Origin of the sequence: Devosia sp., assembly GCF_025809055.1 — a bacterium.
Lineage (GTDB): Bacteria > Pseudomonadota > Alphaproteobacteria > Rhizobiales > Devosiaceae > Devosia.
On the sequence record NZ_CP075529.1, the window covers coordinates 399,423 to 419,881 of the forward strand.

Annotated in this window: 21 protein-coding genes, 3 tRNA genes and 1 pseudogene; 13 read left to right on the forward strand and 12 right to left on the reverse strand. The window is 61.7% G+C overall.

Annotated elements, in window-relative coordinates:
* Positions 1-129: 129 nt before the first annotated feature.
* Positions 130-1,392, forward strand: a complete 1,263-nt coding sequence (gene dinB, locus KIT02_RS01920) for a DNA polymerase IV (protein ID WP_297581583.1) — start codon at positions 130-132, stop codon at positions 1,390-1,392.
* Positions 1,393-1,552: 160 nt separating this feature from the next.
* On the opposite strand, the gene KIT02_RS01925 is transcribed toward dinB, so the two are convergent.
* Positions 1,553-2,821 carry an MFS transporter gene (locus tag KIT02_RS01925; protein WP_297581587.1) on the reverse strand — a complete coding sequence of 423 codons (1,269 nt, stop codon included), beginning with the start codon at positions 2,819-2,821 and terminating at the stop codon, positions 1,553-1,555.
* 80 nt (positions 2,822-2,901) lie between these two features.
* Here KIT02_RS01925 and KIT02_RS01930 point away from each other — a divergent pair, with 80 nt between their 5' ends.
* Positions 2,902-3,477, forward strand: a complete 576-nt coding sequence (locus tag KIT02_RS01930) for a TetR/AcrR family transcriptional regulator (RefSeq protein WP_297581589.1) — start codon at positions 2,902-2,904, stop codon at positions 3,475-3,477.
* 140 nt (positions 3,478-3,617) lie between these two features.
* Here the strand turns inward: KIT02_RS01930 and KIT02_RS01935 are convergent.
* From KIT02_RS01935 to KIT02_RS01950, 4 genes are all read right to left on the reverse strand, one after another.
* Positions 3,618-3,692: transfer RNA gene (locus KIT02_RS01935), tRNA-Glu, on the reverse strand.
* Between the two features lie 41 nt (positions 3,693-3,733).
* A tRNA-Glu gene (locus KIT02_RS01940) sits at positions 3,734-3,808 on the reverse strand.
* A gap of 93 nt (positions 3,809-3,901) precedes the next feature.
* Entirely contained in the window at positions 3,902-4,378 is a 477-nt protein-coding gene (locus KIT02_RS01945; protein ID WP_297581591.1) for a D-Ala-D-Ala carboxypeptidase family metallohydrolase, read from the reverse strand.
* A gap of 419 nt (positions 4,379-4,797) precedes the next feature.
* Positions 4,798-5,214, reverse strand: a complete 417-nt coding sequence (locus tag KIT02_RS01950) for a VOC family protein (protein WP_297581593.1) — start codon at positions 5,212-5,214, stop codon at positions 4,798-4,800.
* Positions 5,215-5,471: 257 nt separating this feature from the next.
* On the opposite strand from KIT02_RS01950, the gene KIT02_RS01955 reads away from it, so the two are divergent.
* Both KIT02_RS01955 and KIT02_RS01960 read left to right on the forward strand, forming a co-directional pair.
* A complete protein-coding gene (locus KIT02_RS01955) occupies positions 5,472-6,041 on the forward strand; it encodes a cold-shock protein (RefSeq protein WP_297585069.1) in 570 nt (189 codons plus the stop codon).
* Between the two features lie 108 nt (positions 6,042-6,149).
* The gene (locus KIT02_RS01960; protein WP_297581596.1) at positions 6,150-6,563 is read left to right on the forward strand and encodes a DUF192 domain-containing protein; all 414 of its coding nucleotides are present in this window, start codon (positions 6,150-6,152) and stop codon (positions 6,561-6,563) included.
* A 9-nt stretch (positions 6,564-6,572) separates the two neighbouring features.
* On the opposite strand, the gene KIT02_RS01965 is transcribed toward KIT02_RS01960, so the two are convergent.
* The gene (locus KIT02_RS01965) at positions 6,573-7,259 is read right to left on the reverse strand and encodes a hemolysin III family protein (protein ID WP_297581598.1); all 687 of its coding nucleotides are present in this window, start codon (positions 7,257-7,259) and stop codon (positions 6,573-6,575) included.
* A gap of 168 nt (positions 7,260-7,427) precedes the next feature.
* Here KIT02_RS01965 and KIT02_RS01970 point away from each other — a divergent pair, with 168 nt between their 5' ends.
* Positions 7,428-7,892 (forward strand): metalloregulator ArsR/SmtB family transcription factor, encoded by a 465-nt coding sequence (locus KIT02_RS01970; protein ID WP_297581600.1) that lies wholly within the window; start codon positions 7,428-7,430, stop codon positions 7,890-7,892.
* Between the two features lie 222 nt (positions 7,893-8,114).
* On the opposite strand, the gene KIT02_RS01975 is transcribed toward KIT02_RS01970, so the two are convergent.
* The 4 genes and pseudogenes from KIT02_RS01975 to KIT02_RS17565 form a co-directional block, all read right to left on the reverse strand.
* The gene (locus KIT02_RS01975; RefSeq protein ID WP_297581602.1) at positions 8,115-8,873 is read right to left on the reverse strand and encodes an HAD hydrolase-like protein; all 759 of its coding nucleotides are present in this window, start codon (positions 8,871-8,873) and stop codon (positions 8,115-8,117) included.
* A gap of 69 nt (positions 8,874-8,942) precedes the next feature.
* Positions 8,943-9,019: transfer RNA gene (locus tag KIT02_RS01980), tRNA-Arg, on the reverse strand.
* 62 nt (positions 9,020-9,081) lie between these two features.
* Positions 9,082-9,909: a substrate-binding domain-containing protein gene (locus KIT02_RS01985; protein ID WP_297581604.1), complete on the reverse strand. Its 828-nt coding sequence runs from the start codon at positions 9,907-9,909 to the stop codon at positions 9,082-9,084.
* A gap of 57 nt (positions 9,910-9,966) precedes the next feature.
* Positions 9,967-10,116 (reverse strand): annotated as a pseudogene (locus tag KIT02_RS17565) (LacI family DNA-binding transcriptional regulator); the annotation flags it as partial.
* A gap of 222 nt (positions 10,117-10,338) precedes the next feature.
* Here KIT02_RS17565 and KIT02_RS01990 point away from each other — a divergent pair.
* From KIT02_RS01990 to KIT02_RS02025, 8 genes are all read left to right on the forward strand, one after another.
* Positions 10,339-11,577, forward strand: a complete 1,239-nt coding sequence (locus KIT02_RS01990; protein WP_297581606.1) for an ABC transporter substrate-binding protein — start codon at positions 10,339-10,341, stop codon at positions 11,575-11,577.
* 95 nt (positions 11,578-11,672) lie between these two features.
* Complete coding sequence (locus tag KIT02_RS01995; protein WP_297581609.1) at positions 11,673-12,614, forward strand: sugar ABC transporter permease; 942 nt, start codon at positions 11,673-11,675, stop codon at positions 12,612-12,614.
* 14 nt (positions 12,615-12,628) lie between these two features.
* Complete coding sequence (locus tag KIT02_RS02000; RefSeq protein ID WP_297585071.1) at positions 12,629-13,543, forward strand: carbohydrate ABC transporter permease; 915 nt, start codon at positions 12,629-12,631, stop codon at positions 13,541-13,543.
* Between the two features lie 4 nt (positions 13,544-13,547).
* A complete protein-coding gene (locus KIT02_RS02005; protein WP_297581612.1) occupies positions 13,548-14,630 on the forward strand; it encodes an ABC transporter ATP-binding protein in 1,083 nt (360 codons plus the stop codon).
* Between the two features lie 167 nt (positions 14,631-14,797).
* Positions 14,798-15,550 carry a sugar phosphate isomerase/epimerase gene (locus tag KIT02_RS02010; RefSeq protein WP_297585073.1) on the forward strand — a complete coding sequence of 251 codons (753 nt, stop codon included), beginning with the start codon at positions 14,798-14,800 and terminating at the stop codon, positions 15,548-15,550.
* A gap of 3 nt (positions 15,551-15,553) precedes the next feature.
* The gene (locus KIT02_RS02015) at positions 15,554-16,696 is read left to right on the forward strand and encodes a Gfo/Idh/MocA family oxidoreductase (protein WP_297581615.1); all 1,143 of its coding nucleotides are present in this window, start codon (positions 15,554-15,556) and stop codon (positions 16,694-16,696) included.
* 138 nt (positions 16,697-16,834) lie between these two features.
* Complete coding sequence (locus KIT02_RS02020) at positions 16,835-17,893, forward strand: sugar phosphate isomerase/epimerase (protein ID WP_297581618.1); 1,059 nt, start codon at positions 16,835-16,837, stop codon at positions 17,891-17,893.
* Positions 17,894-17,971: 78 nt separating this feature from the next.
* On the forward strand, positions 17,972-19,123 hold the full coding sequence (locus KIT02_RS02025) for a Gfo/Idh/MocA family oxidoreductase (RefSeq protein WP_297581621.1): 1,152 nt from the start codon (positions 17,972-17,974) through the stop codon (positions 19,121-19,123).
* Positions 19,124-19,169: 46 nt separating this feature from the next.
* Here the strand turns inward: KIT02_RS02025 and KIT02_RS02030 are convergent, their stop codons facing one another.
* Positions 19,170-20,006, reverse strand: a complete 837-nt coding sequence (locus tag KIT02_RS02030) for a TraB/GumN family protein (RefSeq protein WP_297581624.1) — start codon at positions 20,004-20,006, stop codon at positions 19,170-19,172.
* A gap of 140 nt (positions 20,007-20,146) precedes the next feature.
* Positions 20,147-20,452, reverse strand: coding sequence for an ETC complex I subunit (locus tag KIT02_RS02035; protein ID WP_297581626.1), 306 nt, complete (start codon positions 20,450-20,452; stop codon positions 20,147-20,149).
* Positions 20,453-20,459: the final 7 nt, after the last annotated feature.

Consider the following 20,459-nt stretch of genomic DNA (forward strand, 5'->3'; position numbering starts at 1 on the left):
ATCGCTCCCTGTCAGCGTTTGTGCGCCGGGTCAATGTCCCTGTGCACAAGGCAACCCCGGCTGCGCCACCGCATTGACTTCCGCCTGCAAAAGAACAAAACTAGAACAAACTTCCGCACGGGGGCCGAAATGGCTGCTGCAGCGAACATCCTTCACGCCGATCTCGATTCCTTCTACGCCTCGGTCGAGCAATTGCTGAACCCCGATCTGCGCGGCAAGGCTATCGCGGTGGGCGGCGGGGTGGTGCTGGCCGCCTCCTATGAGGCCAAGGCCTTTGGCGTCAAAGGCGGCATGTCGGGCCGCCGCGCCCGCGAGCTCTGTCCCCACCTCATCTTCACCGGCGGCCATTTCGCCGAGTACCAGCGCCTCGGCGACGCCGCCATCGATGTCCTGCGCGACTATACCCCCCTGGTCGAGCGCATTTCCATCGACGAGGCCTTTGCCGATGTTTCCGGCTGCACCCATCTCTTCGGCCCGCCCGAGGAGATCGCCCGCACCATTCGCCGCCGCGTGCGCGATGAGATCGGCCTGCCCATTTCGGTCGGCGTGGCCCGCACCAAGCACCTCGCCAAGGTCGCCTCGCAGGTCGCCAAGCCCGATGGGCTGGTGCTGGTCGCTCCTGGCACCGAGCTGGACTTCCTTCACGATCTGCCCGTGGGCCTCATGTGGGGCGTCGGCCCGGTGACCGAGGCCAAGCTTAAGGATCAGGGCATTCTCACCATCGGCCAATTGGCTGCCACGCCCGGCCGCTCGCTGCGCGGGCTCCTGGGCGAGGCGGTGGGCGACAAGCTGTCCGACCTGGCCTGGGATCGTGACACCCGCGTCGTCGCCACCGGCCACCGCGCCCGCTCCGCCGGCGCCCAGTCGGCCCTTGGCCGCCGCCCCGCCACCGAAGCGGTCTATAAACCCACCCTGCGCCATCTGGCCGATCGGGTCACCTCGCGCCTGCGCGCCAAGTCACTGGCCGGCCGCACCATCACCATTCGCATCCGCTTTGCCGATATGCGCTCCATCACCCGCGCCCTGACCCTCGATGCCCCGGTGTCGGCCACCGCCATCGTGGCCGAAGTCGCCGAAGACCTGGTGCGCGCCGCCCTTGCCGAACATGCCCGGGAAAAGGTCATTACGCTCCTGGCCGTGTCAGTCTCCCATATCGACAAGCAGCCCCATATTCAGCTCGAACTGCCCCTTGGCCTGGGCGACGAAAACCGCCGCCCCGGCTCAGCCCGCGGCGCCGCTCGCTGGTCCGCCGACCGCGCCATGGACAAGGCCCGCACCCGCTTCGGCCGCGACGCCATCGGCTACGCCATAACCCAACTCGAAAAACGCCCCACCGTCCCCGACGCCTTCCGCGAGCTGGCGGAAAAGGATATGGGCCGGGCAGGGGGATGAGCAAGGCGAGGGTCGAGCCCGAGGGTGACGTTCGGTGGGGGCTGGAAAGCCGGGAGCCCTGGCAACGAGAGTGGCCGGATTCGATCCACTCTTGCCACTGACGGTCCCCGTGCCTTGGCCTGAAACCTGTCATGAAAATCGAAAGCACGATGGCATCAGGTCAGGCCTTGACCATGTTGCGCTCGATTTGCAGCAGCGGGCGCGAGGCGAAGCCTATCAGCGTGATAAGGCCCCCCGCGGCGCCCATGACAATGAACAGCATTTGGATGCCGATCATCTCGCCAAGCGGGGTGGCGAGAGCAAGCCCGATCGGTGCGCCCAGGCCTACCATGGTATTGAGCAGCGACAGGACGCGGCCCTGCAATTGGTTTGGCACGGTAGTTTGCAGGATGGCGATCAAGGGCCCATTGCCAAGGATATAGAACACGCTGCTCAGGCACCAGAAAGCTGCGGCAAGGCCAATCCAGTTTCCCGGTACCAGAGCCGTAAACGCGACCGAGAAACAGGAAATTGCGAAGCCCCATAGTACCCAGAGGATTTTGCGCTTGGGTGCTATGGCCGCGACGATGATGCCCGCCGCTATCATCCCAGCACCGGACAGGCCTTCCATGAGGGCAACCTGTGGCGCCGCGCCGCCGAAATACTCCTTCACCAGCAGGGGAATGAGCGTGAAAGCAGGCATGATGGCGATGATCGTAACGAACAAAAGCCCATAGAGGCGGCGCAGCCCGCCATTGTGCCAAACGGTGCTGACGCCTTCGCGCAGCTCCTTCCAAACGCCGAGCCGATCCGCGACCGCAATACGCACTTGCGGAATGCGGTAAATCAGCAGCGGCATGATGCCAAATGCCGCCGTGACAATATCGATCATCAGGGCGTAGCCAATAGGCATGACGGAGATCGCGAGCGCCCCAAGAGGGGCTGCGGCCACCAGCATGATGCCGCTCAAGGTCTGGTTCAGCCCGGCAGCGCGAGAAATGAAGCTTTCCGGCACAAGCATGGCCGTGCTTGCCGCTGCTGCGGGTTGCTGGAATGCCTGCATCGAGCTGCGAATAAACATCATGGTGTAGATGTGCCAAAGCTCGATGCTGTTGGTCACGAACAGCGCAATCAGCACCATCATGCACATGGCGCTGATCGCGTCTGCAGTGATCATGATGATGCGCCGGTTGTAACGGTCGGCAAAGGTGCCGCCAATAGGTCCGAGCAGCGCTTGAGGAAGCAGCGCAAACATGCCTGCAAGGGCTAGTGCTGACACGCTTCCCGTTGTGTCGGTGATCCACCAGAGCAGCACAAATTGCGTTAGGGCCGAGCCGATCATAGAGGATGCCTGCCCGCCAAAGATCGACCAATAGCGGCACTGCCAATGCGGCCCCGGATTGCCCATCGACGCGGGATCGGCGACAGATGCTATGGGGATATCGACCACGATAAATCACTTGCTTGATAAGAAACCAACCGAGCGGTATCTTACATATTCCCTTTTGTCCAGTCGATGAGTTTTTGCCGATGCCAGCCAATGCCTATAGCCGCAAAAAGCAGCCTGACTTGGTGCGCCGCGCTCTTTTGGATGAGGCGGCGCAACTCGCTATGGAGGGCGGCCTGTCGGCTGTGACAGTGCAGGCGGTTGCGGCAGCGGCAGGTGTGACCAAGGGTGGCCTCTTCCATCATTTCGCCAGCAAGCAGGCTCTGGTCGAGGCCATGTTTGCCGATGTCATGGAGCGATTTGACGCCGAGATCGACGCGAATTTGCCGGAAGAGGTCGGCGAGTTTGGACGATTTACCCGGGCCTATGTCGAAACCCTGTTAGGCGGCAGCGAAACGAATGTTGGCGAAACCTTTGACATGCTTTCTGCGGCGATGATGACCGATGCCAATTTGGCGGTGTTGTGGTCGGATTGGCTGCGATTGCGAATGGAGCGTCATCGCGACACTGACTCCGACCCCAGCCTGGAAATCGTCCGGTTCGCTGCAGATGGCGCTTGGCTAAATCTCCAATGCCAAGGCCGCGCACGATCTTCAGCAGGCACGATCCGGGAGCGAATTGTCGCGATGATAGGCCAGCAACCCCCTGCGATTGCGTAGCCTGAAGCGCAGAAGTCATGGACCTCTGGTGATGACCGGTGTCGAGGCACGCTTTCCGAGAGCGGACAGTCCGCAAACACGCCAAAACGGCCCACTGGATATGGCCGCCGAGCAAAACAACACAACAATTCCAGGAAAACTGGTACGCCCAAGGGGAATCGAACCCCTGTTTACGCCGTGAGAGGGCGTCGTCCTGACCGCTAGACGATGGGCGCACGGTCATCGCTGTTCCGTCCCGGCTCGCAAGCGGGGAAGGTGGTACGCCCTAGGGGAATCGAACCCCTCTCTGCACCGTGAAAGGGTGCCGTCCTAACCGATAGACGAAGGGCGCATCTGCGCGATGGGGGTCGTATAGTTTGGCGCGTCTGATTGCGCAACCCCATTTTGCGTTGATCCTGTGAGGAAAATTCCCCGCAGGCGGTTTTCAACAGCCCGAAAAGGTCACCGGTCCACGATAACTGCGCGGCCGGTCGCGCACATCCACGTGAATGAAGTTGCGGCCCGGATAGCAGCCCAGCCCCCCGACGCCGTCCACGGTGCGGGCAAAGGCGATCAATTGCTCCTTGGGCACGCCGGGAATGTAGAAATCGGCGGCCATGCACTTGGTGTGATAGGAGTTTTCGGCGCCGCCGGCCTGGGCATTGTGGAAGGCGTTGCGATAGCCCGAATTCATGATGATCTTCTTGCCGAACCGCCCCTCGAACTCCCAGATCACGAAACGCAGCTTTGGCGAGATGCACAGCGCATTGACATTCTTCGAGCTGACAAAGGTGCCCCAGTCCTGCCGGACGCCGGAATAGCCTGATCCGCTGCTGCTGGCGAACATGGCCATGGGCACGCAACCGGCCAGGGCTGCGGCACAGAGGCAGATGGCCGCGATGCGGCGGACGAGGTGTGACATGGCGACCTTCCCGGGGCCGCTGTTACGCGGGCGCAACAGGCAATGGGCGATTGGGTTCGGTCGTTAAAATTAGAGCGTTTTCGCTAACCCCGGCCTAAGCAACACGGTTACCGCCCCCTTAACTCTCGCCTTTTGCATGGCAGGGAGCAGACGGCTCAGTCGCACCCCTAAATTCCGGGTGCAACCCTTCAATCACGCAGTCATCCCCGCGAAAGCGGGGACCTCCGTTTGCTTTTCAAGTTTCCAGGTCAGTGGCGCCAGCGAACGTCAAATGCACCAGCACCCCCCACACCCCGATTGTCACCCCGGCAAAGGCCGGGGCCCATCATGAGATGCCAAGGCGGATCCCGGCGCGCGTCACCAACCACCCACGCTCCCGGCTCAACCTATCGGTCAAGCCACCCGGCGCAGAAAAATCCTCACCAGCTGCCGGTGTTTGGCATCGAGGCCCAGGGTTCCTTGGGGGCCAGGTGCCCGTCCTGGATCAGTTCGACCGAAATCCCGTCCGGGGAGCGCACAAAGGCCATGTGGCCGTCGCGGGGCGGGCGGTTGATGGTGACGCCCATGTCCTGCAGGTGCTGGCACAGCGCGTAGATATCCTGCACCCGATAGGCCAGGTGCCCGAAATTGCGGCCGCCCGTATAGGTTTCCGGGTCCCAGTTATAGGTCAGTTCGACCTCGCCGCCCGCATCGCCCGGGGCGCGCAGGAAGATCAGGGTGAAGCGGCCCTTTTCGTTCTCGGTGCGGCGCACTTCCTCAAGGCCCAGGCCCTCGCAGTAAAAGCGCAGGCTGTCCTCGACATTGGTGACGCGGACCATGGTGTGCAGATACTTCATTTCACTCTCCCTGCGATGTCGTGGCACCGGCCTAACAGGGCGCTGGCCAGGCGTCCAGCCTGCGCCGCCGGCCGGTTTTTCGGCAATCCATCGACGCGGAGAGAAAATCGCAACACCTTCTTAACTTTTGGCGTTGAATCGGCCAGACTGATTTGATCATGTGAAGCGTACCCGCAACGACGGGCGAGTGAAAAAGGCGTTGGAATATGGGGGCCAAGGTCACCGGCGAGGGCAGCGAATCGGAGCGTTCATCCGACATGGGTGAGGGCGCGCGTGCCCATGACCAGGACGCTCAGTCCCAGTCCGGTGTCGACACCATCGAGATCGCCGGCGCGATCAAGTGGTTCGATGCGGGCAAGGGCTTTGGCTTCATTGTTCCCGACAATGGCATGCCCGATGTGCTGCTGCACGTGACCTGCCTGCGCCGCGATGGCTACCAGACCGCCTATGAGGGCGCGCGCATTGTCGTCGAGGCACTCAATCGTCCCGGCGGGCTCCAGGCCTTCCGCATCGTCTCCATGGACGAATCCACCGCCCGCCATCCATCGCAGATGCCGGCCCCGCGCACCCATGTCACCGTCGAGCCGACCTCCGGCATGGTGCGGCTCGAGGTCAAGTGGTTCAACCGCATTCGCGGCTTCGGTTTCCTCTCCGAGGGCGAAGGCCAGCCTGACGTTTTCGTCCACATGGAAACGCTGCGCCGTTTCGGCATCACCGAACTGCGTCCCGGCCAGCATGTTCTGGTTCGCTACGGGCAGGGTCCAAAAGGCCTCATGGTCGCCGAAATTCGCCCCGATGGTTGGGGCGATGCGCCCTCGTCGCACTAATTCCATTCGAAAGGCCGTTCGGCCGTGCCAAATGCTATCAGTCTGCTAACGCCTACGCCCTCAATGCGACGCCATGCGCGCAACCTGGCGGCGGTTTTCGTCGCCGGCATGGTCAGCCTGCCGCTGGCCGCCTGCAGCGATGACGGGCAGTTGACGCTGCACACGCAGGCCGGTGACCACGCCATTTCCGTAGAGGTCGTCGATACACCTGAGACCCGCGCCAAGGGCCTGATGTATGTGCAGGAATTGGCGCCCGACGCAGGAATGTTGTTTGATTTCAAGGAGGAACGGCTCGTTTCCTTCTGGATGCGCAACACCTTCATTCCGCTCGACATGATCTTCATCGCTGCCGATGGCACCGTGCGCAACATTCACGTCAACGCCCGCCCGCACGATGACACCTCGATTCCCTCGGGCGCGCCGGTCCAGTTCGTGTTGGAAATCCCCGGCGGCCGCTCGGAAGAGCTAGGTTTGGAAGTCGGCGACACGGTCTCGCACGATCGCATCAAGTCATTGGAATAAAAGCGTTTTTCAGAGCCTTGTGATGACCATACAGTCGATCACGGCCCACAGGTGCAGGCTGGCGCCCAGCACTACGAAGACGTGCCACAAGGCATTCTGGAATTTCAGCTTTTCCCAGAGATGGAAAATGATGCCGGCCGAATAGGTCACGCCGCCCGCCAGCACCAGCCACAGCGTGCTGGACGGCAGGACCTGGCCAAGCGATTGAAAAACAACGACTCCCGACCAGCCGATGGCCAGATAGAGCGCGATCGCCACCCGTCCGAAACGCTCCGGAACGATCAGTTTGAGCGCGACCCCGATCAGCGAGGCCCCCCAGACCAGGCTCATCATGACAACGCCCACGGGCGACCCGCCAAGTGCCGCCAGGAATGGCGTGTAAGAGCCTGCAATGAAAAGGAAAATCGCTGCCTGGTCGAAGCGCGCCAGCAGCATTTTGATCGGCGAAACCGGCCACATGTTGTAGGCCAGCGATACGCCCAGCACGACCACCAGGGTGCCGACATAGACCAATAGCGCAGGAAACGCTTCGGGTGCGGTCTCCATCAGCGAAATGGCCAGCAGGATCGATCCTGCCGCCACGGCTATGACCAGCCCGACAATGTGAACCGTCGCATCCGCTACGATTTCGGCCAGCGTGAAGGGCCGGTGCTCCCGGCTCCACCACGAATAGCGCGTTTTGGACGATCCAGACATTGCATACCCCTTTGCGCATCATCCTGGGGCAGGGGTGTGACCAGATTATTGCCGAAACAGGCAAACTGCCCACATCGTGAAAGACCGTCAAACATTCCTGGTGAACAGACCATTTCCCGCCGCCACGCCTCTTGACGCGCAGGCACGGCGTTACTTTAACAGGCTGTGATGAGCCGAAAAATCAAACCGCCGATCGAGATCTATTCCGCCCTGGCCGACGCATCCCGTTGTCGGATCATCGAGATTTTGCTCGCCGGACCGCTGCCCGTTCATGCACTCGCCGACGCGTTCGCCATCAGCCGCCCGGCCATTTCGCGGCACCTGCGCGTGCTGAAATCGGCCGGTCTCGTTGCCGAGGTCAAGAAGGGTCGGGAAAACCTCTATGCGCTGAAACCCCGCCGGCTAGGCCGGTCCACGGACTGGATCGACAAGGTCGCCGGGAGTCCGGCCCCCACCGAGCAGGCACTAGTTGAAGCCGCCCTGTCCTCTTCCGCCTTGGCCGTGGAGTCAATCGAGACCACGTCCGATGACCGCAGGGTCACCACGGCTGCGGCAATCGCTGTCGACGCAGAAAAGGCCGTTCCGCGCGCCCGGAAAATCGCGCCGGTCAATCAGATGGGCTTTGATTTTTAGAGCCTTTCGGCTCTGCCCCCTTCACCTCCCCCTCGAAGGGGGAGGTAGCGACGCTCGGCCTGAAGGGCCGTAGCAAAGCTGGGTGGGGGTGATTGCGGCCCTGGTATTCGGACCCTCACAGTCGCATCTCTCCAAGAATTGCGGAACGGCGCCGGCGGCTATCCGGTTCGTGCATGATGTAATCTTGGAAACGCGTTGTGAAACAATCCGAACGCAAAAAATCTAAAGCAGCGGCGCCGGAGTCAGGTCCAGCGTAACAGGCTGTTTGTCGCGCTTCGGAAACATGGCCGAGACCAGCTTGTCAAAGTCGGCCGCGGTCCACATGACCTGCGAAGCGTGAAGCTGCGCCTGGCGCGCGCCACTGGCGGCGCGGGGGCCCAGGGCAAACGGCCGGATCGGGCGGCCCACCACATCGCTCGCTGCCAGCGCCGCCGAAATGTCCTTGCGCTGATCGCCGATGTACCAGATCACGTCATTGGCCCGCAGGTTGCGGCCAATGCTCTGCAGGCTGGCGACGAGAGAATCCGGCGATGGCTTGCCGCGCGAGACATCCTCGCGGAACACGAGGCTGTTGAAGAACCGGCGCAGATCGAACGTTTCAACCACATCGTGGCCATAGCCGCGCCCCAGCCCATTGCTCACGAGACCGAGCAACACGCCTTCGGCGGCCAGCCGCTCCAGCACCGAGCGCATGGTGGCGCAGGGCTGAAGCATCTGCGCGACGCTTTTGCGCCGAAACCTGTGGATGATCCTGTGGACAACCAGGCGCGGCGGAGACTTGCGCGTCGCCCGGGTCTGCCGGCGCAGCAGTCGAAAGCGCGCCACCAGCCGCACGGCCCCGTGCGAAAGGTCGTCCAGCATTTCCAGCGTCTGCAGCACGCGCGGATTGACGTGGTGCACCAATGTCCCATCGAGGTCGAAGAGAACGATGGTGGGTCGTTTCGCGGAATCAGCCAGTGGTGTGCCCCCAATTGCTGCCATACATTGGTCCAGATCAGGTGGCCGTTCAAGTCAGCGGCTAATTCCGCCTGGTCAACCCTTCGGGAGGACTGGCGATCCCGACAGGATTCGAACCTGTGACCAACAGCTTAGAAGGCTGCTGCTCTATCCAGCTGAGCTACGGGACCGCGACGACGGGGTGTTTACAGCATTCTTGCGGAAAAAACACCCGGCCCAGGCCCGGCCGGGCTCACGGGGCAGGGGGTGCCGTGCTGGAGCGCACGATCAGCTCGGAATTGAGTACGATCCGAAGCGGGCTGATATCGGTGCTGCTGCCGTCCAGCAGGTCCATCAGGGCAGAGGCGGCAATACGGCCCAGGGCTTCGCGGGGCTGCCGCATGGTGGTCAGCGGCGGCGCGAAATGCGGCGCGACCGCCAGATCGTCGAAGCCGATGACCGACACGTCATCGGGACAGCGCACACCGTGCTGGCGCAGCCCGGACAGGAAGCCGATCGCCGATTCGTCATTGGCCGCAAAGATTGCGGTCGGCCGCTGCGGCTGGGCGAGGAAACGCGATGCGGCGGCAAAGCCGCTTTCCATGTCGAAATTGCCCTTCAGTACCCATTCGGGCCGGAACGCCAGGCCGTACTGATCGAGCATGGCCTTGAACCCGGCCAGACGCTCTCGCGCAATGATATTGGCTTCAGGGCCCAAAAGATGCCCGATGTCCCGGTGCCCCAACTCGATCAGATGCCGGGTTGCGCGCTCGGCCGCCCGCATATTGTCGGTGACCACGGTATGGAAGCCCGAGGCGGGGATTTCCTCGCAGGCGACAACCAGCGGGATGGCATTTGGCATATTGGACAGTGATCTCAGGCGCAGGGCATCGACCGATCCATCCAGCAGAAGCAGGCCATCGGCCCGGTTGGACAGCAGATATTCCTGCAGGCGGGAAATCGGCTGGTGACCCAGATGTAGGTTCGCGACCAACATGCCGTAGCCGCGCAGCGTCGCCTCGCGCTCCACGGAATCCAGGATGGTGGAGAAGAAGGAATTGCGCATGTCCGGAAGCGCCACGACGATGGTCCTGGTGCTTTTTTGTCTTAGGGACCGCGCGGCCTGATTGATCGTGTAACCCGTTACACGCACCGCCTCCGAGACGCGCTCTCGCGTGGCATCACTGACCCTGTTGGGGGTGGAGAGGGCGCGGCTCACAGTTGCAGTGGAGACTTGCGCGAATCGCGCAACGTCCTGAATTGTCGGATGTTTTCGTTCCTGAACCACGGCTGGCAGCGCCCCCTCTCGCTGTCAGATGTTCACTTGATCTAAAACGATCTTGACATCTGCGCAAGACGTGTATGAAACTCCTGAAATCGATTGCATAAGGTCTGTGATCAGTCAGATGCAATCGATTACATGCAGTTGCGCAATGCACCCAGGTTGGGGCAGGATTGCGCTGACTGCAACGCTGGGGCTCTGCCCCTTGTGTTCGTTGGGAGGACAATTATGAAAAAGTTTGCAGTGGTTGCCGCAATGGCGACCGCTTTCATGGGTTCCACTGCCTACGCAGCCGAACTCGAAGTGACCCACTGGTGGACTTCGGCTGGTGAAGCCGCGGCCATCGCCGAATTCGCCAAGGTCTTCGAAGAAGAAACCGGCAATACCTGGGTCGATAGCGCGCTTGCCGGTTCCGGCACGGGTGCTAACCCGGTGATCATCAGCCGTATCATCGGCGGCGATCCGATGGGCGCCACCCAGATGAATACCGGCCGCGACGCCGAAGAACTCATCCAGGCCGGCCTCATGCGCGACCTGACCGAGATCGTCGGTGACATGAACATCGACGAGTTCTATGTCGACCAGTCGCTGCTCGAGCCCTGCCGCTACGAAGGTGGTCTCTACTGTCTGCCGATCAACATCCACTCCTGGGACTGGCTATGGCTCTCCACTGCCGCCTACGAGAAGATCGGTCAGCCCGTTCCCACCAACTGGGACGAATACGTAGCCTCCTGGCCTGCTCTGCAGGAAGCCGGCATCCTGCCCTTCGGTCTGGCGACCGGCTGGCCGATCTCCGGCGTCCCGGGCGTTCTGATGTCCGGCCTGGGTGGCAGCGATCTCGTGCTCGCCATCAACCGCGACAAGAGCGCCGATGCCGTTCGCGGCGAAGAGTTCCGCAAGGTTGCGGAAGCCATGGACAACCTCCGTTCGGTCATCTCGCCCGAAATGATGGTTCCGTCCTTCGGTGACGTCGGCAACCAGATGCTTGAAGGCACTGCAGCCGGCAACATCCACGGCGACTGGCTCCAGGGTGACCTGCAGATCGCTGGCGGCGTCCCCGGTGAAAACTACGAGTGTCTCCCGGCCCTCGGCCTCGGCGACCAGCTGACCGGTGGCGGTGACTCGTTCTACTTCCCGGTCCTGCCCGAAGGCACCGACCCGGCTGTGATCGAAGCTCAGGAACAGCTCGCACGTATCCTGATCTCGCCTGAAGCCCAGCTCAAGTTCAACCTTGTGAAGGGTTCCATGCCGATCCGTACGGACATCGACCTGTCGCAGGCCAACCCCTGCATGCAGAAGGCTCTCGGCATGCTCGAGAACGGCCTGCTGCCCTCCGGCGACTTCGCTCTGTCTTCCGATACCCAGCAGCAGCTGCAGGATCTGAACACCGAGTTCATCGCCGACGACAGCATCACCGTCGATGACTATGTCGAGCGCTATGCCTCGATCATCGAGTCGGCTGACTAAGCCTTGCTTCTGCCGGGCGGGAGTTCGCTCCCGCCCATGGAAAATCGTGGTCGGCCTTGCTCTACAAGGTCGGCCACTTTCTCTTGGAGAGATACATGGCGGACACTGCCGCTCCCCTTGAGGCGAGTGCCGATGCGGCCCAGCGGCCCGGCCTGCTTCAGAAAATCTTCCTGCACAACCTGTCCGCCAAGGTAGCGGCTCTGCCAATGGTCGTGACAGTCCTGGTGGTTTTCATCGGCTGTACGATCTGGACGGTCTATTATTCCTTCACCAATTCCAGGCTGCTGCCGACCGGCAAGTTTGTCGGCTTCGACCAGTATGAGCGCCTGTTCGCCACCTCGCGCTGGAATGTGTCGGTGTGGAACCTGGTCGCCTACGGCTCGATGTCCCTGGTGATCACACTCGTCGTCGGTTTCCTGCTGGCGGTGCTGATCGATCAGAAGATCCGCTTCGAAAGTGCCTTCCGCACCATAATGCTCTATCCCTTCGCCCTTAGTTTCATCGTGACGGGTCTGGTCTGGCAGTGGATCATGAACCCCACCCTGGGTCTGCAGGGCACGCTGCGCAATCTGGGCTGGGAGAATTTCACCTTCGACTGGATCGCCAATCCGCGCATGGTGCTCTTTGCGCTGCTGATTGCCGGCCTGTGGCAGGGCACCGGCTTCTGCATGGTGCTGATGCTCGCCGGCCTGCGGGGCGTTGACGAGGAAGTCTGGAAAGCCGCCCGCGTGGACGGCATCCCTACCTGGCGCACCTATATTTCCATCGTCCTTCCGATGATGCGCGGCGTCCTGATCACGGCCATCGTGATCCTCGGCTCCGGCATCGTGCGTCTGTACGATCTGGTGGTCGCGCTCACCAATGGCGGGCCGGGCATATCGTCCGAAGTACCGGCCAAATACGTCTTCAACTACATGTTCTCGGGCGGCAATATCGGTCAGGGCCTGGCCGGCGCCACGATGATGCTGCTCACTGTTCTGATCATCATGATCCCGTGGGCCTATCTCGAATTTGGCGGCAAGGGGAAACGCACATGAGCCAGACCGCTACCATGACTGGAACCGCGCCCGACGCGCCTGCCGGCACTGTCGAGGCCCGGGGTCCGCGGCCCAAGCCGTTCTTCACCCCGCGCAAGATCATCATCTATTCGATCCTGGTCTTCTTCTCGCTCTACTACCTGTTCCCGCTCTACGTCATGATCGTGACGTCGATGAAGACCATGCCGGAAATTCGCTTCGGCAATATCTTCGCACTGCCCGAGGCCATCAACTTCGATGCCTGGGGGAGGGCCTGGAGCAGCGCCTGTACCGGCCTTACCTGCCAGGGTCTTTCGCCCGGCTTCTGGAACTCGGTGAAGATCACCATTCCGTCCACGATCGTCTCGATCTTCATTGCGGCCGTAAATGGCTATGCACTGGTGAACTGGCGCTTCAAGGGTTCGGAAGTCTTCTTCTCCATCCTGATCTTCGGCTCGTTCATTCCCTATCAGGTTATGCTCTATCCGCTGGTGATGATCACCCGCGACCTGGGGATTTTTGGCACTCTGCAGGCTGTCATCGTCATCCACACCATCTTCGGCATGCCCATCCTGACTCTGCTGTTCCGCAACTACTTCGCGTCGTTGCCGCAGGAGCTGTTCAAGGCCGCGCGTGTCGATGGGGCAGGGTTCTGGCGCATTTTCTTCGAGATCATGCTGCCCATGTCGCTGCCGATCTTCGTGGTCGCACTCATCCTGCAGGTGACCGGCATCTGGAACGACTTCCTGTTCGGCGTGGTCTTCGCCGGAACGCAGAACTATCCGATGACCGTCCAGCTCAACAATATCGTCAACTCGGCCCAGGGCACGCCCGAATACAACGTGAACATGGCCGCCACCGTACTGACTGGCCTCGTGCCGCTGGTGGTCTATTTCGTATCCGGCAAGTGGTTTGTCCGCGGCGTTGCCGCCGGTGCGGTGAAGGGATAACTGAATGCAACACAGCGTCTCCATTCGCGACCTGTCGCTCAATTTCGGCAATGTGAAGGTGCTTGAGCACCTCAATCTCGACATTGCCCAGGGCGAGTTCATCGTGCTGCTGGGCCCGTCCGGCTGCGGCAAGTCCACCCTGCTAAACTGCATTGCTGGTCTGCTCGACGTCTCCGACGGACAGATTTTCATCTCCGGCAAGAACGTCACCTGGCTCGAGCCCAAGGACCGCGGCATCGGCATGGTGTTCCAGTCCTATGCCCTCTATCCGCAGATGACGGTGGAGCGGAATCTCTCCTTCGGTCTGCGCGTTTCGGGCATGCCCAAGGCCGAGATCGAGCAGCGCGTCAAGCGGGCGGCCGAGATCCTGCAGATCGAGCCCCTGTTGCAGCGCAAGCCGGCAAACCTGTCCGGCGGTCAGCGCCAGCGCGTCGCCATCGGCCGTGCGCTCGTTCGTGACGTGGACGTGTTCCTGTTCGACGAGCCGCTGTCCAACCTCGACGCGAAACTCCGCAGTGACCTGCGCGTCGAGATCAAGCGCCTGCACCAGCGCCTCAAGAACACCATGATCTACGTGACCCACGACCAGATCGAGGCCCTGACCCTGGCGGACCGCATTGCCATCATGAAGAATGGCGTCATTCAGCAGCTTGCCGATCCGCACACCATCTACAACAAGCCGGTCAATCTCTATGTGGCTGGCTTTATCGGCTCGCCCTCGATGAATTTCATCAAGGGCACGCTGGATGGCGCGACCTTCACCACCGAAGATGGCACCAAAATTCCGGTGAACAGCTACGAATATCTGTCGCCCCGGTCGGGTCCGACCAAGGCTGTCCTGGGTGTTCGCCCCGAGCATATCTTTGTCGGGGAGGCCGCGCAGGCCATGCCCTTCAAGACGGAAGCGGAGATCGAAATCGTCGAGCCCATGGGTTCTGAAACCCTGGCCTGGACGAAAGTCGGCGATGTCTCCGTGACGTTCCGCTGTTCCAGCGATATCGAAATCAACGCCGGCGACAAGGTCACCATCGGGTTCGATGTGGCGCGCGGCTCGCTGTTCAGCGCCGAAAGCGAAGAACGCCTCTAGTCGAGGCACGATCTGAGCGGCGCCCCCTGGGGGCGCCGTTCCCAAGGTTTGCGGCACAGTCCTTACTTATGCGGAAGTTCATCTGTCCGGGCGCAACGACACCGGACTTCGGCCGGGCTATTCCCGGCTCCAGCTGACACCGTGTTCCACTATTCGAGATGAGGCAAATCATGGACTTTTCGTACCAGCTTTACAGCGCGCGCAACGAGGCGTCGCTTGATGACACGCTCAAGACCCTGTCCGGCCTGGGCTACACACAGGTCGAGGGATGGGGTGGCCAGTTTGCCGACCCTGCGGCACTCGCACAAAGCCTCAAGAATGCTGGCCTGGCCATGCCGACCGCCCACATGGGCTACGCCCAGCTCGAAGATACCGACGCCGCGCTGAAGATCGCCGATGTCGTGGGCATCCAGACCATCTATTGCCCCGCTCCGCCGTCCGAGGCCTTCCGCACTGGTGGCGGTGACTGGCGTGAATTTGCCGAAGGCCTTGCGCGTATTGCTGCGGCCTTCAAGGCAGCCGGCAAGGGCTTCGGCTATCACAACCACCACTGGGAATTCGCGGCCGGCGCCAATGGCAAGACGCCGATGGAAGTCATCCTGGACGCTTCGCCCGACACGCAGTGGGAAATGGACCTTGCCTGGGTCATCCGTGCCAACGAGGATCCGCTTCACTGGATCGACAAGCTGGGCAGCCGCATCACCGCCGTCCACGTCAAGGATATCGCCCCCGCCGGTGAAAAGCTCGATGAAGACGGTTGGGCAGATGTCGGCACGGGTACTCTGGATTGGCCGAACTACATCAAGGCGATCAAGGCCAAGACCAAAGCAAGCTATTTCGTGGCCGAACACGACAAGCCGAGCGATGCCATTCGCTTCGCGCGCAATGCGGCGGCCGCTCTCAAGGGTTACGGAGTCTAGAATATGAGCAAGACCTATGGCGTCGGCATCATGGGTGCCGGCAATATTTCAGCGGCCTACCTGCGCCTTGCGCCCTTGTTCAAGGGGCTCGAAGTGCGCGCGGTGGCCGACATCGTGCCGGCGGCGGCGCAGAAGCGCGCCGAGGAATTCGGCGTTGCGGCCCAGACCCCCGATGAGCTGCTCAAGAACAGCGAGATCGACGTGGTGGTCAACCTGACCATTCCGGCGACCCACTACCAGGTGTCCATGGACATCGTCTCGGCTGGCAAGCACGCCTATTCGGAAAAGCCCTTCGTGCTCAGCGTCGAAGAAGGCCTGGCACTCAAGAAGGCTGCGGATGCGCGGGGCCTCAAGGTCGGCTCGGCCCCCGACACCTTCCTCGGTGGTGCCCACCAGCAGGCCCGCGAGATCATCGACAGCGGCAAGCTGGGCAAGATCATGAGCGGCACCACCCATGTGATGAGCCGGGGCATGGAGCACTGGCACCCCAATCCGGACTTCTTCTTCCAGCCCGGCGGCGGCCCGATCCTTGATCTTGGCCCCTATTACATCACCGACCTGGTCCACCTTCTTGGTCCGGTCAAGCGCCTGTCGGCCTTCACCAACATGGCCCGGACCGAGCGCGAAGTGACGGCCGAAGGGCCATACAAGGGCACCATGATCAAGGTGGGCACGCCCACCACCATCCACGGGGTTCTTGAGTTCCACAATGGTGCGATCGTCACCATCGGGGCGAGCTGGGACGTGGCGGCGCATGGCCACCACAATATCGAGCTCTACGGCACCGACGGGTCGATCTTCGTGCCCGATCCGAACTTCTTCGGCGGCGACCTGGTGACCAGCGGTCTGGACGGGGCGCGTAGCCCGGTTACGCCCTGGGCCCACCCCTTCGGCCAGCCGAACCAGGATCTCGACAAGGATACGCCGCGCGCCAATTACCGCTGTGCGGGCCTGGCCGATATGATGGCCTCGATCGATAGCGGCCAGACGCCGCGCTGCGGCCTCGATGTGGCGCTGCATGTGGTCGAGGTGATGACGGGTCTGCTCAAGGCTGGCGAGACCGGCCAGGTGCTGACCCTCACCACCACCTGCGAACGCCCCCGCGCCCTCGGCATCGCCGAAGCCAAGGCCCTGCTCAGGGCCTGATGAACGTACATCATTGACAGGTGCCTTATGCCAGTCAACACTATCGCCTAACAGGTCAGGGCGGCGAGAAATCGTCGCCCTGTATCATCAAGGGTGCCCCGGCTGAGGCGGAAAACGGGGCCGCAAGAGGAGAGATTCATGGCCACGACCATCAAGGGTCCCGCGATTTTCCTGGCACAGTTTGCCGGTGACAAGGCGCCTTTCGACACGCTCGACAACATCTGCAAATGGGCGGCCGGCCTCGGCTACAAGGGTGTGCAGATCCCCACCTGGGTATCGAGCTTCATTGATCTCGAAAAGGCGGCCAATTCAAAGGCCTATGCTGACGAGATCAAGGGCGTTGTGAACAGCCATGGCCTGGAGATCACCGAGTTGTCGACCCATCTGCAGGGTCAGCTCGTCGCCGTGCATCCGGCCTATGATACGGCCTTCGACGGCTTTGCCCCGGCCGAGGTTCACGGCAATCCCAAGGCCCGTACGGAGTGGGCTGTTCAGACCATGCTCAACGCCGCCAAGGCGTCCAAAAATCTCGGCCTCAACGCCCATGCGACTTTTTCGGGTGCGCTTGCCTGGCCCTATCTCTATCCGTGGCCGCAGCGCCCCGCTGGTCTTGTCGAAGAGGCCTTTGACGAACTCGCCCGCCGCTGGACGCCGATCCTCAATGCCTTCGACGAGGCAGGGGTCGACGTCTGCTACGAGATCCATCCCGGCGAAGACCTGCACGATGGCGTCTCCTACGAAATGTTCCTCGACCGGGTGAAGAACCACCCGCGCGCCAACCTGCTCTACGATCCGAGCCATTTCGTCCTGCAGCAGCTCGACTATCTGGACTACATCGATATCTACAAGGATCGCATCAAGGCCTTCCACGTGAAGGATGCCGAGTTCAATCCGACTGGCCGCCAGGGTGTCTATGGTGGCTTCCAGTCCTGGGTGAACCGGGCAGGGCGCTTCCGCTCCATCGGCGACGGCCAGGTCGACTTCCCGGCCATCTTCGCCAAGATGGCCGCCAATGATTTCAAGGGCTGGGCAGTTCTTGAATGGGAATGCGCTCTCAAGCATCCGGAAGACGGAGCGCGCGAAGGCGCCGAACTCATCCAGAGCTACATCATCCGCGTCACCGAAAAGGCCTTCGACGATTTCGCCTCCGGTGGTACGGACAAGGCAGCCAACCGCAAGATGCTCGGCCTGAGCTGATCGCTTAGCGTGTCATTGACGCAAAGGCGCCAATGACACTCTCAAGGGTAGCAGTCTGCTAACGTTAGGGAGCCAAAAATGGCTGAAAACGGCGCAAAGCGCATTCGTCTTGGCATGGTCGGTGGCGGCACCGGGGCCTTTATCGGTTACGTGCACCGCGTCGCCGCCCGCATCGACGGGGACTTCGAACTGGTTGCCGGCGCGCTGTCGTCCCGCCCCGAAGTGGCCAGGGAATCCGGCAAAAATCTGGGCCTTGCCGAGGATCGCATCTATACATCCTACGAGGAAATGGCCGCGGCGGAAGCCGCCCGCCCGGACGGGATCGAGGCTGTGGCCATCGTCACCCCCAACCACATGCATTACGGCCCGACCAAGGCCTTCCTCGAAGCCGGCATCCACGTCATCTGCGACAAGCCGATTACCTCGACCCTTGAGGACGCGCGTAAGCTATTGGAAATCAAGCCGAAAAACGGCGCGAAATTCCTGCTGACGCACAATTACACCGGCTACCCGCTGGTGCGCCAGGCTCGAGAACTGGTCGCGTCGGGCGCCCTGGGCAAGCTTCGCGTGGTGCAGGTCGAGTACCCGCAGGATTGGCTGACCGAGCCGACCGGTGATGACAACAAGCAGGCCGCATGGCGTACCGACCCGGCCCGATCAGGCGCCGGCGGCTGCATCGGCGATATCGGTACCCATGCCTATAACCTGGCTCGCTTTGTCACGGGCCTCAAGACAGAATCGGTCGCTGCCGACCTCACGGCCTTCGTCCCCGGCCGCCAACTCGATGACAACGTGCATATCATGCTGCGCTTCGAAGGCGGCGCGAAGGGTATGCTGTGGTCGAGCCAGGTTGCTGTCGGCAACGAAAACGGCCTGCAATTGCGGGTCTATGGCGACAAGGGCGGCCTCGAATGGCGCCAGGACAATCCGAACTACATGTGGTTCACCGAGTTCGGAAAGCCCAAGCAATTGCTCACGCGCGGCGGTTCGATCTCGGTCCCGCCCGCAGCGTCGATGAATGTGCGCATCCCCTCCGGGCACCCCGAAGGCTATCTCGAGGCCTTCGCGACGCTCTACAGCCAGTTTGCCGCCGTTATTCGCGGCGAGGGTGCGGACTATGAAGACCTGCTACCCTCCATGGCCGATGGCATCGAGGGCATGGAGTTCATCACTGCGTCGGTGAAATCGTCCGGCAACAACAGTGCCTGGACGCGGCTCAGCGACGTCTGATCAAAGGTGCGTAAACCGTTCAAGGCCGGCGATGGATTCGTCGGCCTTATTGCATCCGCTGCGCAGAAAAACCTTTGTCTTCCAGCATCTTGACCACGCTGACATCGCCGATTAGATGTGCCGCCCCAACGATGAGAAACGCGCTCTCGTTGTCGGCCAGCATGGTCTCGATCTGCTCGACCCAGTTGCTGTTCCGGATATCGATCAACCGGGCCATTGTATCCTCGTGATAGCCGCCCATCTGGGCCATGAATGCGTCGCCCAGTCCCTCCGGGTGGCCGCCGAGCCAGGCGTCGATCATCGCGTCGATATCGGCCTGCATGGCCGGGGCGGAGTCCAGTGTCGCGACCAGCATGGCCACCTGTTCCTCGTCTGACCCGCCGGCCAGAATACCGATCTGGTCCTCGGGGGATTCGAGATACCCCATGCGTTCCGCCGGTACTTCCGAGGTCACGATCATTTCAACCCCGAGATTGGGATCGTATCCGGCATCTGCCAGCACACCCACGGACAGGGTCGTCGCGGCCATCCATGGGCGCATGGCCAGGAGCAGGGGCATGGGCACGTTGTATTCATTGGCCAGTTCGCGCATGCGATCGATGACATCGCTGGGAACGCGGTCACTCAGCAGCACGCCGCCAGTCGAGAAGCCGAGTTCCATGCTGAGTGGGGTAATGCGCATTTGGGCTTCCGGCCCGATATCGGTTTCGAGGTAAACCCGGTCAGCCTTGGCCAGTACCTTGTCGAAATAGGACGTCCGCCAGTCCGTGCCGGGCGGCAACATGTGCACAGATCCGAACAGCCACACGGAACTGTCGGCGTCCGACACCTTCCAGAGCGCCGGAGCGGCCACGGCCGGAGCCGCGAACGAGAGACCGATCAACAAAGCTAAACACGCGCGAACCATACCACCCTCCGAATAGCTCGAAGGTGCCCGCCCATGATGGCGGTGACAAGGCTGTTTGGGGTCACTTCAGCGTGGAAATTCCGCAAGCACCAAGCAGGCGGAGCTGCCCGGACGTGTCAGTGCGTCCAGGGGGTCTTGCGGTCGGAACGGAAATTGTCCGGATAGCTCACCTTTTTCGGGGTGGCGTCGTGCGCCGCCTGAACCGAATAGGGGATACCGTTTCGCTTTGCATAAGCTTCAGCTTCTTCAAGCGTTTCGAACGACAACTTGATTTGCTGCTGCATGTCGGAGCTGCTCGTATAGCCCATCAGCGGGTCGATGCTGCGCGCAACTTCGGGCTCATAAACGAATACCCAGTTCCGGGACTTGCCCTTGCCCGACTGCATGGCATTGCGTGCGGGGCGATAGATACGAGCGGTCATGCAAAGT

Excerpts from the sequence above, each read along its gene's own strand:
- dinB (WP_297581583.1), top strand. The coding sequence starts at position 130 with ATGGCTGCTGCAGCGAACATCCTTCACGCCGATCTCGATTCCTTCTAC.
- KIT02_RS01930 (WP_297581589.1), top strand. The coding sequence starts at position 2,902 with ATGCCAGCCAATGCCTATAGCCGCAAAAAGCAGCCTGACTTGGTGCGC.
- KIT02_RS01945 (WP_297581591.1), bottom strand. The coding sequence starts at position 4,378 with ATGTCACACCTCGTCCGCCGCATCGCGGCCATCTGCCTCTGTGCCGCA.
- KIT02_RS01950 (WP_297581593.1), bottom strand. The coding sequence starts at position 5,214 with ATGAAGTATCTGCACACCATGGTCCGCGTCACCAATGTCGAGGACAGC.
- KIT02_RS01955 (WP_297585069.1), top strand. The coding sequence starts at position 5,472 with ATGGGTGAGGGCGCGCGTGCCCATGACCAGGACGCTCAGTCCCAGTCC.
- KIT02_RS01960 (WP_297581596.1), top strand. The coding sequence starts at position 6,150 with ATGGTCAGCCTGCCGCTGGCCGCCTGCAGCGATGACGGGCAGTTGACG.
- KIT02_RS01965 (WP_297581598.1), bottom strand. The coding sequence starts at position 7,259 with ATGTCTGGATCGTCCAAAACGCGCTATTCGTGGTGGAGCCGGGAGCAC.
- KIT02_RS01970 (WP_297581600.1), top strand. The coding sequence starts at position 7,428 with ATGAGCCGAAAAATCAAACCGCCGATCGAGATCTATTCCGCCCTGGCC.
- KIT02_RS01975 (WP_297581602.1), bottom strand. The coding sequence starts at position 8,873 with ATGGCAGCAATTGGGGGCACACCACTGGCTGATTCCGCGAAACGACCC.
- KIT02_RS01990 (WP_297581606.1), top strand. The coding sequence starts at position 10,339 with ATGAAAAAGTTTGCAGTGGTTGCCGCAATGGCGACCGCTTTCATGGGT.
- KIT02_RS01995 (WP_297581609.1), top strand. The coding sequence starts at position 11,673 with ATGGCGGACACTGCCGCTCCCCTTGAGGCGAGTGCCGATGCGGCCCAG.
- KIT02_RS02000 (WP_297585071.1), top strand. The coding sequence starts at position 12,629 with ATGACTGGAACCGCGCCCGACGCGCCTGCCGGCACTGTCGAGGCCCGG.
- KIT02_RS02005 (WP_297581612.1), top strand. The coding sequence starts at position 13,548 with ATGCAACACAGCGTCTCCATTCGCGACCTGTCGCTCAATTTCGGCAAT.
- KIT02_RS02015 (WP_297581615.1), top strand. The coding sequence starts at position 15,554 with ATGAGCAAGACCTATGGCGTCGGCATCATGGGTGCCGGCAATATTTCA.
- KIT02_RS02020 (WP_297581618.1), top strand. The coding sequence starts at position 16,835 with ATGGCCACGACCATCAAGGGTCCCGCGATTTTCCTGGCACAGTTTGCC.
- KIT02_RS02025 (WP_297581621.1), top strand. The coding sequence starts at position 17,972 with ATGGCTGAAAACGGCGCAAAGCGCATTCGTCTTGGCATGGTCGGTGGC.
- KIT02_RS02035 (WP_297581626.1), bottom strand. The coding sequence starts at position 20,452 with ATGACCGCTCGTATCTATCGCCCCGCACGCAATGCCATGCAGTCGGGC.